9 protein-coding genes and 1 pseudogene are annotated in these 13,497 nt (G+C 67.8%); 3 read left to right on the top strand and 7 right to left on the bottom strand.

Going from position 1 to position 13,497, the window contains the following annotated elements:
* On the top strand, window positions 1–837 hold an 837-nt coding region (locus QZ588_RS14250), incomplete at its 5' end, for an ImmA/IrrE family metallo-endopeptidase (RefSeq protein ID WP_295543611.1).
* 88 nt (window positions 838–925) lie between these two features.
* Window positions 926–1,108: pseudogene (locus QZ588_RS14245) on the top strand (hypothetical protein); the annotation flags it as partial.
* Window positions 1,109–1,185: 77 nt separating this feature from the next.
* Here QZ588_RS14245 and QZ588_RS14240 read toward each other — a convergent pair.
* Window positions 1,186–4,050: a UvrD-helicase domain-containing protein gene (locus QZ588_RS14240; RefSeq protein WP_295543610.1), complete on the bottom strand. Its 2,865-nt coding sequence runs from the start codon at window positions 4,048–4,050 to the stop codon at window positions 1,186–1,188.
* A gap of 227 nt (window positions 4,051–4,277) precedes the next feature.
* On the opposite strand from QZ588_RS14240, the gene QZ588_RS14235 reads away from it, so the two are divergent.
* On the top strand, window positions 4,278–4,622 hold the full coding sequence (locus QZ588_RS14235) for a DUF3127 domain-containing protein (RefSeq protein WP_295543609.1): 345 nt from the start codon (window positions 4,278–4,280) through the stop codon (window positions 4,620–4,622).
* A gap of 108 nt (window positions 4,623–4,730) precedes the next feature.
* Here QZ588_RS14235 and QZ588_RS14230 read toward each other — a convergent pair whose 3' ends face one another.
* The 6 genes from QZ588_RS14230 to QZ588_RS14205 all read right to left on the bottom strand — a co-directional run bounded on the left by QZ588_RS14230 (window position 4,731) and on the right by QZ588_RS14205 (window position 13,491).
* A complete protein-coding gene (locus tag QZ588_RS14230; protein ID WP_295543608.1) occupies window positions 4,731–6,527 on the bottom strand; it encodes an amidohydrolase family protein in 1,797 nt (598 codons plus the stop codon).
* Window positions 6,528–6,755: 228 nt separating this feature from the next.
* Window positions 6,756–8,258, bottom strand: a complete 1,503-nt coding sequence (locus QZ588_RS14225) for a Mur ligase family protein (RefSeq protein WP_295543607.1) — start codon at window positions 8,256–8,258, stop codon at window positions 6,756–6,758.
* Between the two features lie 119 nt (window positions 8,259–8,377).
* On the bottom strand, window positions 8,378–10,177 hold the full coding sequence (locus QZ588_RS14220) for a proton-conducting transporter membrane subunit (protein WP_295543606.1): 1,800 nt from the start codon (window positions 10,175–10,177) through the stop codon (window positions 8,378–8,380).
* Window positions 10,178–10,217: 40 nt separating this feature from the next.
* Complete coding sequence (locus tag QZ588_RS14215; RefSeq protein WP_295543605.1) at window positions 10,218–11,723, bottom strand: proton-conducting transporter membrane subunit; 1,506 nt, start codon at window positions 11,721–11,723, stop codon at window positions 10,218–10,220.
* Entirely contained in the window at window positions 11,720–13,183 is a 1,464-nt protein-coding gene (locus tag QZ588_RS14210; protein WP_295543604.1) for a proton-conducting transporter membrane subunit, read from the bottom strand. The genes QZ588_RS14215 and QZ588_RS14210 overlap by 4 nt, the downstream gene beginning before the upstream one ends.
* 11 nt (window positions 13,184–13,194) lie before the next feature.
* Window positions 13,195–13,491, bottom strand: coding sequence for an NADH-quinone oxidoreductase subunit K (locus tag QZ588_RS14205; protein WP_295543603.1), 297 nt, complete (start codon window positions 13,489–13,491; stop codon window positions 13,195–13,197).
* Window positions 13,492–13,497 lie beyond the last annotated feature (6 nt).

Raw genomic sequence — 13,497 nt, 5'->3', positions numbered from 1 at the left:
CGAGATCATGCACACCTTGACCGCGATCTCGATTGGCTCAGACGCGTTCCGGTCAAGGCAATGGTCAAGCTCGGCTGGATCGCCGAGGCCGAGAGCAACGCCGGCCAGCTGGACCTCGTGCTGAAATTTTTCGGCGTCAGCTCGGTCGAGCGATGGGATGCGGTCTGGAACGGGAGCGGCACGGCCTTTCGTCAATCGAAACGCTTCGACACCCATCCGGAGGCGGTGTCCGCTTGGCTGCGTCGCGGCGAGATCGAAGCGCAAGCCATTGTCTGCGGACCGTTCGACAAGCCAGGCTTCCGCACGGTACTCCACGAGGTCCGCCCGTTGACCCGCGAGGCACCGGAAGATTTTCGATCGGTCTTGGTTGAACGCTGCGCTGCCGTCGGCGTTGCCGTCGTCTTTGTACCGGAGTTACCGAAGACCGGCGTCTCCGGCGCCACCCGCTGGCTCGCCACCGACAAGGCGTTGGTTCAGCTCAGCCTTCGCTACAAGTCCGATGACCAGCTTTGGTTTACATTCTTCCACGAGGCCGGCCATATCCTACTCCACGGCAAGCGCGATGTCTTTATCGAAGACGACGATGTGGAGGACGCCAAGGAACAGGAGGCCAACCGCTTCGCGGCAGACCATCTGATCCCGCCGTCAGCACTGCGCAGCCTGTTGGCGCAGGGCAGGCCGACGCTGGTCCAAATCGAGGCATTCGCCCAAGCGATTGATATCGCTCCGGGCATCGTCGTCGGTCGCCTCCAGCGGGAAGGTGTATTGGAGCACCGCGTGGGCAATGCCCTGAAGCGTCGGCTCTGTTGGACGCACCTATCTAATACCGCGCCATAGGAGAGGCAGGAACGTGGCAGCCCGGGCGCGGCCTTCACATAATGTCTTTTTTGGGGGGTATGCTTTAACCTCCTGAGGCAGCGTGAGAGCCGGCTTCGACCCGGTCTACGGCGCCCGGCCCCTGAAGCGCGCCATTCGCGCCCAGCTGGAGAATCCCCTCGCGCAGGAAATCCTCGCCGGTCACTTCAAGCCAGGGGATACGGTGCAGGTGGACGTGCAGGATGGTCAGCTCAGCTTCGGCGCCACGGTGGAGGCGGAGCTGGTGGACTAGGGATGCGGGTCTGAATGCGGGGTGTCAGGCAGACGGGCGCGTTGCCCTGTGGTGGCGGCCACCACACGACGCCCGGCTCACCGCTTTGAGCCGGGGAACAGCTCCGCCAGCGAGCGGCCATCACTGAGCGCTTGCAGATGGTCGCGCAGGGTGTCCAGGGCCTGCTCCGCGCTGGCGTTGGGGTCGAAGCTGTGGCTGCCCCAGTACAGCGGATCGCGCAGGCGCGCGCCGAGGCGCTCGGGTGCGAGCACGTCGTAGATGCGGCGCCACTCGCCTTCGACGCGCAGGGAGAGCTGGGGGTTGATGATGTAGTGGCCGCGGCGCCAGCGCAGGAACAGCTTGCGGTTGTACGGGTCGTTGCGGTCGATTTCGTTCTTGGCCAGGATCGAGGAGAGATATTGCCGCCGCTTGCGCCGGGCGGGCACGACGGACTCTGGAAACTGCGCCAGGATTTCTTCGATATCGACGGCGGACATGAGTCCTCGGCCGTAGGCATAGTTCTCGCCCAGGCGCTGGTAGAACAGCACCATGGCGATGCACAGCATGAGATATTCCATGAGTCGCTGATCCAGCTTCACCAGTCGCCCCTCCACCTGGATATCCAGGCTCGGCGGGGCCAGACGCTCGTATACCGCCGGCAGGCGCCTGCGTGCGAAGCGCTCGTCGACGCAGGCGCGCTCCAACGCGATCTGGAAGGCGTTGAGGCCGTTGGCGTCCACCAGTGCGGTGTCGGCGTCGCGGTCCAGCAGGGCCTCGATCAAGTCGGCGTTGCCCGTGCGGCTCGCCACCATCAGCGGGGTCTGGCCGAAGACGTTGCGGAAGTCCACGCCGTACTGATCCACCTCGCGCAGCACGGCGCCGGGGTTTTTCAGCGTGTAGGGCAGGAAATACTTCTTCTCCAGCATCGCCATCGCCTTATCCGGCTGCTTCGCCGCCTTGACGCCGGCCTGGATCAGGTTGTTCAGCAAACGCTGGTCGGAATACATGAGCGCATATTCCATCAGCGCGATGCCCGCCTTCTTCTCGCCCCGGGTCAGGGCCTTTTCCTTCAGCGCTGCGAGCGCTTCGCCGCGCAGCACCGTCCAGGTCGGGGTGCGCTGCTTGAGGATCTGCTCGCGGATCTCGGCGGCCTGCTCCTCTTTGCCCTGTAGCTCCAGGCGGTGTGCCTCGTGGCGCCACTCCTCCAGGCTCGAGGTCTCGGTCTCGACGTCGTCCACGCTTTGGTGCACGTCGCTCAGGCCGAGCAGAGACAGCAGGTGCTGCCTGGGGCGCGGCTCGATGAGATAGAGATTACGCACCGCGCGGGTCACGGCCACGTACAGGGCATTGATGTAGAACTTGTAGATCTCCAGGGACTTGTCGCCTTTGTCGCGGGCGCGGGCGTAGCGCAGCTCGCCCTGGAGGTCGGCCTCGGTCAGCTCGGCGGCGATGTCGCGGAAGCGCTTCTCCTCGCTGGACAGGAAGCCGTACAGCAGCACGTTCTCGTATTCCAGGCCCTTGGCCTCGTGGATCGAGAACACCAGCGGCGTGCGGAAAAACTTGCGCACCTCCGCCTTCTGCTCCGGGTGCAGCACCAGGATGGCGAAGCGGGCGGAGGCGGCGGTGCGTTGGTCCAGGTCGCGCTTGACGCGCTCGCTGTCCTGCAACAGCCCGACGCGGCCGCGCGCCGGACCGCAACTGCGCACCAGATAATTGCTCTCGCGGTCCACCGAGCCGAAGCGGGCGTGCTTGATGTGCAGCAAGCGGTTGGCGATGTCCGTCACCTGCGGCGAATTGCGGAAATTCGCGTTGAGGATGCGGATCAGGTCGGCGCGCTCGCCGCTGCCATCGGCCTGTTGGCGCCAGAACAGGCTCTTGACCTTGGACCAGGAGAAGAAATTCGGGTGGACGATCTGGTTGGCATCGCCGCAGAGCAGAAAATTGTTGGCGTCGCGCAGCGCCTTCAGGATCAGCAACAGCTGCACGTTGGTGAGATCCTGCACCTCGTCCACCACCACCCAGTCGTAGCGGGGCGTCACCCGGCTCAGCCAGGCGTGACTCACCAGATTCGCATCGAACCAGCCCTGCTCGTCGAGAAAGCGCAGATACTTCTCGAACAGGTCATAGACCTCGGCGCGGGTCTCCGGTGGGTAGATGGATTGCTTCACGCCCAGGGCCAGGTAGGCGTCGCGGCTCAGATAGGCCTGCGCCGGGTCGGCGCCGGTGATGGCGCCCTGGAACTCTTCGAACAGCTGATGGCCGTCTTTCAGCGCCTTCGGCAGGCGCTGACGCCCGGCCCAGGCGGCGAAGGCGCGCGGCGTGATCTCCTTGCCGACGGGCACCTGAATGCTCTCCAGGTACTCCCGGAAAGACAGGAACGCCACATCCTGGTCGTCGCGCTGCCAGCCGTTGGCGTAGTAGAGGTTACGCGCGTTCTGCACCAGGAAGGCCGAGCGGGTGACATAGAGCACGTCGCCCGCGGCGTCCTTCATCTTCTCGAGGGTCAGCGCCGTCTTGCCGCTGCCGGCGGAGCCGATGATCACCAGCGGCGGCGGCTGGCGGTAGATCATCTCCTGGTCGTCATCGAAGGACAGCACCTTGTCCAGCAGGTGAAAGCGCGGCAGGGCGGGGTTCAGGTAGGGCAACTCCGGCGCGGCGTCTGCGGCCTCGGCGGCGGCGGCGGGGATGCGTGCCTCCTCGATGTCCACGCCCCGGGCCAGGAAGCGGGACTTCTCGTAGGCGTGGTTTGGGATGTACTCCAGCAGCAGGGCGCAACGCTCGCCCTGATGGCGATACAACGCGAACAGCAGCCGGTTGCTGCGGTCGAGCCGCGCCCGGTACAGGTTGTCGCCGACCTTCTTGACATCGGCGGATTTGAAGTCGTCGCACGCCAGTCGGTCCGTGAGCTTGTCGATGCCGGGGATGGCGGCGGTGTCGAGTCCGCGGTAGGTGAGGATGCGCATGATGCTTGCGTGCTTGTAAGGCTTGAGCGCGACAGACGGGTTGGGTGTGCCGAGGTTGGCCCGAAACCGTTACCAGTCGGACCGCGTTGTCTGAGAACAGTGATTCCAGGATCTCCACCGCCGTCTCGCGGTCTCACGGTCGCCGACATTGTCCGGTAGCATGGCGACGCCGGCGTACTGACGGCACCACCCTTTCATCCATCCCGACTTCCGGAGAGCCAACAGCCTTGGAACTGACAGGCAAGATCACGCAAGTCCTGCCGGAGAAGTCCGGCACCTCCGCCCGCGGCCCCTGGCGCAAGCAGGATTATGTCCTCGAGACCACACAGGGTGATTTCACCCGTCAGGTCTGCTTCATGCTCTGGGGCGACAAGATCGACCAGTTCGCGATCCGCGAAGGGCAGGAGGTCACCGTCCACTTCAACCTCGAGAGTCGAGAGTATAACGGCCGTTGGTATACGGACGTAAAGGCCTGGCGCATCGACGCTCCCGGGTCTGACTCGGCTCGGAACGAGGATTTCGATCAGGGCGGCGCGGAGGCGCCCATGTTCGGCGATGAGCCGCCGTTTTAGGCAACCGCCGGGCAGCGGCGGCTTCGATCCATTCATGACGCCGCCTGCCAGGGGGGCGGCCATCCGGCTTTAGGCCAAGCGCAGATCGCCGGATGCCAGCGTGGTCAGTCATCGTAAAGGCTGTAACCGACCGTCCAGCATGGTCCCCCACACGGGGATATCTTTGATCCAAGTCGGTGGTACCTCCAGCGGGTTGGCCTCGAGGATGGTCAGATTGGCGCGCTTGCCCACCGCGATGGAGCCGATGCTGTCTTCCTGCCGCAGGGCATGGGCGGCACCGAGGGTGACCGCCGCAAGTGCCGCTTCGCGCGGTATCTGGTGCATTGCACCCATGATTCGGCCCTCGCCCGTCAGCCGGTTCACGGCGGCATAGATCAGTTGCAGCGGCTTGGCCGGCGCCATGGGCATGCCCGAATGGAAGGCGAAGGGCAGGTCGTGCTCGAGCACGTCTGCCATGGGAACCATGTCCCGGGCGCGGTCCTCGTCGATAGCCACCGCCGCATAGCGTGCGGCGAGCGCCTCGACATCGTAGGGGTTGGCACTGACGATGCCGCCCAAGGCTGCCCAGCGGGCCATCTGCGCCGGCGCCGCAAACGCAACACTCGCAAGCACCGTGCGGTGGTCGTCGCGGCGGTTGCGCGCCATGGCGTCCTCCAGGCTCGCGAGCAGCACCGCCAGTCCAGCGTCGCCGACGGCGTGGACGTGGATCTGGTAGCCCGCATCCCAGTAGGCCTGGAAGGCGGCGTCGAAGTCCGCCGGATGCATCACCCAGGCGCCGGCGCGGTCGTCGCCAGAGCCGTCCTGCATCTGCATGGTACGGCTGTAGAGGGCGCCATCGGTGAAGAGCTTGACCTGTCGTGGCAGATACCAGGCGCGTCCCTCACCCCAGGACAGCAGTCGACGGGTGGCGTCGATCAGGCTTCCGGCCGCACCCGAGCTCGTCGGCGGATGCCGTGCGGCGAGGGCCGTGCCATCGGCGATAAAGCAGTGATCGAAGGGCGTCGCCGAGTCGCCGTAGACGTGATTGATGGCCTGCTGCAGCGGCCGCGAAAGCAGGCCGCCCGGCTCGCAGGCGAGCGTAATGCCGTGGCGGTGGTACAGGGTCTCGGTAAACTCGAGCCCCTGTCGTAGCCGCTGCGGTGGCGCCACCAGGGGTGCCAGCTTGTCGAGCACGGCGATGGCCCCCTGGCCGAAGATGCGGCCGGTGTCCAGATCGATCTGTGCGCGCTGGCTCGCCGGCAGCCCGGCGACGAACTCCGCATCGATACCTGTGTATGCCAACGCCGCGCTGTTCAAATAGAACTCGCGGCAGGAGCGATGCCAGACCAGCACCGGCACCGCCGTCATCAGGCCATCCAGCATCGCCCTGGACATGTCGCCGTGGAAATCCTGGTGATAGCCCCAGGTGACAAAGGGTCCGTCGGCGTTCTGATGATGCGCCGCCAGTGCGTGGAGCAGGCGCTCGCGGTAGCCTGCGGCATCGCGCACGCCCGCGGAGCGCCCGTCCACCGTGTCCCAGGCCTCGATGGCGATGACCTCTGTGGTCATCGTCAACGCCGCCAGCACGGGATGGACGTGCGGGGCCACGAAGCCGGGCACCACCACCTTGCCGGCGAAGGTGTCATCGTGCGTTGCACCCTCTCCGGCGGCGGCTGTCACCTCGTCCCGGCTCCCGACGGCGATGAAGCGACCATCGCGCACCGCAAAGGCTTCGGCCCTCGGCCGTGCCGGGTCCATGGTGATGACGGCACGGGCCGCGTACACCGTTGTCTCGGCGGGTGCGTCGGCGATGGCAGAGAGCGCCTGCAGGGTTGTCGTCTGTACCGCCGCCGTAACCGGCGGTATGGCTATGGCCAGCAGCGCCAGCGCCGCGGACCATGGGGCCCATGTGGATCGCCTGAACACGTCAAATCCCCCGAGCGAGCGGTCGATGCATGAACCCGCAGTATAGGCGTTGTCCGCCGCGCCGGTGCGACCTTGGCCCGGCGTGCCATGCGCACGCCGGCCATCGCGTCGAAGGCTCGAGCGCTCGCGCCCGATGATGCCGCACTCGCTCGTTTCGGATAGGGTGCGAGAACAAGTGCACCAGATTCCAGCGGCGCGTGCTGAGCGTTAGCGGGGGCAGCCGGGCGCTCAGCCGCGAGTCCAGCCGAGGCGCTCGAAGTTGCGCAACACCTCATCCTGGTCGCTGAAAGAGGTCTTGGCACCGTTGCGCTCGATGGTGCGCTCGTGACCCTTGCCGGCGATGAGGGCCACCTGGCGCGCCGCGGCGGGTGCCGCGGCGAGCCGGTCGAAGAGGCGGCGTATGGCCTCGGCGCGATCCAATACCACCTCGGGCGCTTCGGCGCAGTCGCCCATGCCATCCAGGACGGCATGGATGATGCCCTCGGGGTCCTCGAAGCGGGGATTGTCAGAGGTGACGATGGCATGGTCCGCATGTCGGCACACGGCGGCGCCCATGAGCGGGCGCTTGCCGCGGTCGCGATCGCCGCCGCAACCGAACAGGGTCGTCACCCGCGCCTGCGGGAAGGCCGCGCGGATGGCCCCGAGCACGTTATCCAGCGCATCCGGCGTATGGGCAAAATCCACCACCACGGTGCGGTTGCCGCAGACGAAGGTCTCGAAGCGCCCGTCCACCGCCCGCAGCGCCCGCCAGGGGTGCGGCGGCGGCCGCTTGCCCCGTGGCGCCAGGATGCGCGCCGCCAGCGCCAGCGCCAGGGCACCGTTGGCGCGGTTGTAGTCGAGGGCCAGAAAGGGTCGCTCGGCGAGCAGCTCGGCGAGCAGCTCGGCGTCGGCCGCGATGGGCCTGACCAGCGCGACGGGCGTTTGTGGGCGCTCGCGTCCCAGCCGCTCGGCCACCGCCGGGCTGCAGGTCAGCAGCGCCGCGCCCGGCGGCAGATGATCGACGATGCCCGCTTTGGCGGTGAAATACGCCGCCTCGGTGCCGTGATAGTCCAGATGGTCGACGGAGAAGTTGGTCCAGGCGGCGGCGTCGAACTGCAGCCCGGCGAGCCGCCCCTGGTGCAGGGCATGACTGGATGCCTCGGTGACCAGCACATCGGCGCGGTCCTGGTAGGCGGCCAGCAGCCGGCGCAGCTCCACCAGCGGCGGCGACGTGAAACCGGTGGCGCCCTGGCTCACCCCGTTCAGCGCGAGCCCCAGTGTGCCCACGGACAGGACGCGCTCACCGGCGGCACCGAGCAGCGCTTCCAAGTACTTCACCGTGGTGGTCTTGCCGTTCGTACCGGTGACTGCGGCGATGCGCCAGTGGTCGGCGGGCAGGGGATAGAAGGCGTCACACAGTCGTGCCACCGTGTCCCCGTAGGCGTCTGCCCGAGTGACGAACACGCCCTTGTGCCGCAGCGCATCAAAGCAGTCCAGGCGCCGGTTGGTGACCAGTACCGCAAAGGCGCTGGCGGCGAGGTAACGGCGATAGAGCTCGGCGTCCGACGGGCCGTCGTCATGACATTGGAAGCAAAGCACCGACCGCGGGGTACAGGCATCGGCCCGCCACTGGATGTCTGTCAGCGCGTCGAGGTCGCAGCCCGGCGGCCGGTGTGTCCAGGCGAAGTCGACGCTGGCGAAGGCCTCGGACGGCGACGACCGCGGGCTCGGTGCGGGCGAGGAGGGCAGCAAGCGATTGTTCTCAGGTCGGTCTCTGTGTTGTGGCGCATGCGCCCTGATCCGGCAGACCGTGCGCTTGAAGTGGGCGCGGCGCCGGCGCGGCAACCGCCCGTAGGTACCAACGGCTGCCCCTAGCCGGCCCCCGGCGCCCGCGCGGCGAGCAGCAAGAGCAGCAGCACGGCGCTGATCCCCACCCACAGCACGCCGGCCACCGGCCACTGCCGCAGGCCCCGCTCCACATCGCCCGCGGGGCTGCCGAACACCCGCTCGAAGGCGCGGAGCGCGCGATGCTGCACACGGCCCCAGACCTGCTTCAGGTCCGCGATGAAGACCTCTCCGGTCTGCCGCAGCGCCCGTAGCAGCGGCATCACCAGCGCCAACAGGTCGCCCGGTGGGATCAGGCCGATGAAGGGGGCGAGCAGCTTCGGCTGCAGCGCGGCGATGAGTGCCGCGGCCGCCGCGATCCCAACGCCGATGCCCACCGGCAGCGCATTGGTGAGCCAGACCGCAGGCTGACCGAAGGCGATGGCGAAGGGAAACAGCGCGACCAGTGCCGCAAGCAGGCCCCAGGCGGCGACGGGCCAGAGCCAGTGCGGCTCGGCATGGGGCGGCAGGCGCCAGGTCACCCAGACGAAGCGGGCCATGAGCAGCGCGGTGCCAACGGCGGTCACCGCCACCACGGCGCCGATCCAGGTCCACTCGGCGGCGTCCAGGACCGGCTTCAGATCGTACTTGGCGGCGGCGCCGCTGGTGAACGGCGCCCCCGCCAGCGCCAGTGCCAGGAACACCAGCACGCCCAGGATCAGCGCCTGGGTCATCGAGCCCGCGGCGCCCGCATGCTTGCGCAGACCAACCCCCAGGAACAGCCCGCCCTTGGCGAGCCCGTGCTGGGCGGCGTAGAAAACGATGCCGGCGACGCCCACCGGCGCCAGCGCCGGCTGCACCAGCACCAGCCCGAGCACCGTGATCATGAGCCCCATCTTGGCGATGCTGGAATAGGCCAGGATGACCTTGGGGTCGCGCTGCACCAGGCCGATGGGCAACGCCAGCGTCATGGTGGCGAGCCCGGCCAGCGTCAGCCAGTGCCCCCAGCCCGGCAGCGCCAGCTCGCCCACCGGCAGGAACCGCAGCCATCCCAGCAGCGCGACTTTGATCATGGTGCCGCTCAGCACCGCGCTCGCCGGCACCGGTGCCGCCGGGTGCGCCAGCGGCAGCCACAGATGCAGCGGTACCAGTCCGGCCTTCACACCGAGTCCCCCGAGCAGCAGGGCGATGGCGGCGTTATTGAGACCGGTGAGGTCCGCTGGGGTCGGTTGTGTGGTGCCGGCCTCGCTCACCAGCATCACCAGTCCGGCGAACAGCGCCACCTCGCCCAGCAGCGCCATCACCAGATACACCTTGCCGGCCCAGAGGGCGGACGGGCTGCCGTCGTGCACCACCAGCCCGTAGGCGGCGATGCCCATCATGGCGAAGCCGGCATAGAAGCTGAACAGATCGGCGCCGACGATGAGCCAGAAGTTACCCGCCATGGACAGCAGGAACAGCGCATCGAAGCGTCCACTGCGGGCCGTCGGCGCCTCGGGCGGGCCGCCGCGCTCGCCGAAGGCCGCGTAGACGCCGGCCGCCAGCCACACCAGCGCCGTGAATGCCAGATAGATCTGCGCCGTCGCATCCAGCGCCAGATGGGTGCCGAGAAAGAGCCAGGGCAGGGGCAGCGTACCACCTACCGGCACCAGCAGCGCCGCCGCCAGCGCCGGCAGCGCGCCGAGGGCGGCCCAGGGGATGGCCGCATGGCGCGCGTGGCGTTGCGGATCCAAAGCGGGAGAGGCCTCCGATGCGGTGTGCCAGTCCTGCCGGAAGCGCACCCCAGACGCCGGCAACACCAGCAACAGGGGCCAAGCCCAAGCGGCCAGCAGCAACCAAGCGCTCATGTGGCGTCCCCCCCGATCCTCGCGCCTCGCGCATCGATACTCATAGCCCGTACTCCCGCTCCGCAATCAACCGTGCCCACTCCAATGGACTGAAGGGAGCCGCCGCCAGCAGGCCCGCCAGCAGGCAGAATACCGCCGTAATCACCGGCGGCCAGAGCAGGGCGCCCATGGTCTCGAAGCGGGTATGGAAGTGGTGCTCCTTTGGCCAGGCCGCCGGCGGCGCACGGAACCAGGCCCGATACAGGATGGGCAGAAAATAGGCGGCATTGAGCAGGGTACTGCTGGCCAGCACCAGCAATACCCAATGCTGTCCCGCCTCCACGCCGCCCAGACCGAGATACCACTTGCTGACGAAGCCGGCGATGGGCGGGATACCGATCATGCCCAGCGCGCCGACGGTGAAGGCCAGGGTCGTCAGCGGCATGCGCCGGCCGACGCCGTCCATCTGGCTGACGTTGGCGACGCCGAGGGTCTCGGCGTAGTTGCCGGCGCAGAAGAACAGCGTGATCTTCATGATGCCCTGATGCACCAGATGCACCAGGCCGCCGATGGTCGCCACCGGCCCCAACAGTGAGGTTCCCAGGGCGATGTACGACACCTGACTGACGGTGGAGTAGGCGAGGCGCTTTTTGAGTCCGTCCTGGGTCATGGCCATGACAGAGCCGTAGACGATGGTGAAGGACGCGAGCACCGACAGCACCGCCAGCAGCCCGAGCTGGGACGCGAGCTCAACGCCGTAGACGTCATACACCACCCGCACGATACCGAAGGCGCCCGCCTTCACCACGGCCACCGCGTGCAACAGCGAGCTCACCGGCGCCGGCGCCACCATGGACTGCGGCAGCCAGCCGTGCAGCGGCACCAGCGCCGCTTTCACGCCGAGGCCCGCCAGCAGGAGCGCGAAAATCACCACCAGCTGGCCGTGCACGTCCGCCGACAGGTGGCCCAGGACGCCACCCTCCTGAAAGTCCACCGGCCCGGTCAGGGTGCGCAGCCACACCGCCCCCACCAGCAGCAGCAGGCCGCCGGAGAGGGTGTAGGCGAGGTAGATCTTGGCGCCGCGGGTGGCCTCCGGCGTCCCCCGGTGGGCCACCAGCGGATAGGTCGCCAGCGTCAGGACCTCGTAGAAGATGACGAAGGTGAGCAGGTTGCCGGACAGCGCGATGCCGACGGTGGCGGACACGCAGAGACTGAAAAAGCCAAAGAAGCGCGAGCGGTTGGTGGAGTGCTCCAGGTAGCCGATGGCGTAGACGGTGGTGACCAGCCAGAGCACCGTGGACAGGGTCACGAACAGCACCGACAGGGCATCGGCATTGAGCACCAGGGTCAGGCCCGGGGCGATGGCGATGCGGGTCTCGAACACCTGCCCAGCCCAGACGCCGTAGATCAACAGCGCCACCAGCACCAGCTTGGCCACGGCGCCGATGAGGTTCAGCACCGTGCGCAGGATGTGACTTTCCTCCTGCAGCAGGAAGATGAACACGCCGGGCAGCAGCGAGCTCAGCACGATGGCCCCCGGCAGTAAGGCGGCATAGTCCCAGCTCATGCGCCGCCTCCCGCGCTACCTAGCTCCAAGAGTCTCCACAAGGGGCCGGAGGCGAGCCCCAGCACCGCCACCGAAACCAAGGCCAGGGTCAGCGCCGGTACTTCGGCGCGGGCGTCGGTGACGAACCGCACCGGCGTCGGCTCCAGACCGAAGGCCCGGCTCAGCACCCGAAACACATAGGCCGACGCCAGCAGGCTGCCGGTGGTGACCACGACCACCCACCACCACTGGCCGGTGGCGATGGCGCTCTGCATGAGCAGCCACTTGCCGATGAAGCTGCCGCTCGGCGGCAGGCCGATGAGGGCCGACCCCGCCATGGCGATGGCAAAGGTCGTCGCCGGCAGCCGCTGGGCGGTGCCCCCGAGGTCGTCGATGCGATCGTGACCGGCATGGGTCTGCACCAAGCCGGCGGCCAGGAAGAACCCGGCCTTGGCGAAGCCGTGGGTCAGGGCCATCAGCAGCAGCGCCGCCAGCAGATCGTCCCGGGCGGGCCCGGGGGGCGTTGCGGTGAGCAGCGGCAGGAACAGGAACAGGTAGCCGATCTGCGCCACCGTGGAGTAAGCGGCGAGCAGCTTCAGGCGCTCCGCCCGCAGCGCCCGCCAGGAGCCCCAGACGATGGCCACGGCGCCCAGCGACGCCAGCAGCATGGCCGCGGCCATGCCGGTGATGGGCCAGAACAGATCCAGCCACAGCCGCAGAATGAGGTAGAAAGCCGCCTTCACCACCAGCGCGGAGAGGGCCGCGCTCACCGGCGCCGGGGCATTGGCGTGCGCCGGCGGCAGCCAGAAGTGCAGCGGGAACAACGCCGCTTTCAGCGCCAGCCCGGCCACCATGAGCGTCATGGCCGCCGCATCGACGGCGAACAGCTCGGGGGCCGCGGCGATACGCTGCGCCACCAGCCCCAGGTCCAGGGTGCCGTGGGCGGTGTAGAGCAAGGCCACGCCCAGCAGATAGCTGATGCTGCCGAGCAGCCCCACCAGCAGGTAGCGCAGGTTGGCGGCCACCGCATCGCGGTTGCCGGTGAGCGCCCCCAGCGCGGCCGCCGCGATGCCGAGCAGTTCCAGCATCACATACAGATTGAACAGATCGCCGGCGAGGAAGAGTCCGTTCAGGGCCGCCCATAGCAGCAGCCACAATGGCCAGAAGGCGCCCACCCGTAATCGGTCGTGGAAGTAGTCGGTGGCATAGACGCTGATCCCGAGCCCCACCAGATTGACCATCAGTATCAGGGCCGCGGCCAGGCCGTCGGCGTGCAGCGCGATGGCGAGCGTCGCATCCCAGCCGCCCAGAATGAGATGCAGCGTGCCCTGCTGCCAGACGGCGGCGGTGAGCGCCACCGCGGCTCCGGCGGTGGCCAGCGCCGAGACAATGCCCAGGGACACCGACCAGCGCGGCAGCGCCGTCACCAACAGTGCGCCCAGCAGCGGCAGCGCGATGCAAAGCACCAGAGGGGCCGTCATCAGGGGATCACTCATCGGGATCGGTCTTCATCTTCTGCATCCTGCAGGCGCGCACCCAGCATGAGCGCCAGGGCGGTGGCGCTCACCGCGACGACGATGCCCGTCAGCACCAGGGCGTGGGGCACCGGGTCGGGGGGCGCGGCGTCACCGCGATAGGCGATGGCGATGAGCACGTGGAAGACGCCGGCGCCGGTGATGTTGAGGGCGATGATCTTACGCAGCAGCGGCTCGTGCACCAGGAAGGACCAGAGCCCAAGCACAAAGAGCGCCAAGCCGGCGCCGCCGTAGAGGAACTGTGCAGTCAACATAGAGAC

Origin of the sequence: uncultured Thiohalocapsa sp., from assembly GCF_913062725.1 — a bacterium.
Taxonomy (GTDB): Bacteria; Pseudomonadota; Gammaproteobacteria; order Chromatiales; family Chromatiaceae; genus Thiohalocapsa.
This window is presented reverse-complemented; position numbering and strand designations above follow the sequence as displayed.

What these genes read in the sequence shown, in the direction of transcription:
- QZ588_RS14220 (WP_295543606.1), bottom strand. Translation starts at nt 10,177, where the DNA reads ATGAGCGCTTGGTTGCTGCTGGCCGCTTGGGCTTGGCCCCTGTTGCTG.
- QZ588_RS14205 (WP_295543603.1), bottom strand. Translation starts at nt 13,491, where the DNA reads ATGTTGACTGCACAGTTCCTCTACGGCGGCGCCGGCTTGGCGCTCTTT.
- QZ588_RS14240 (WP_295543610.1), bottom strand. Translation starts at nt 4,050, where the DNA reads ATGCGCATCCTCACCTACCGCGGACTCGACACCGCCGCCATCCCCGGC.
- QZ588_RS14215 (WP_295543605.1), bottom strand. Translation starts at nt 11,723, where the DNA reads ATGAGCTGGGACTATGCCGCCTTACTGCCGGGGGCCATCGTGCTGAGC.
- QZ588_RS14210 (WP_295543604.1), bottom strand. Translation starts at nt 13,183, where the DNA reads ATGACGGCCCCTCTGGTGCTTTGCATCGCGCTGCCGCTGCTGGGCGCA.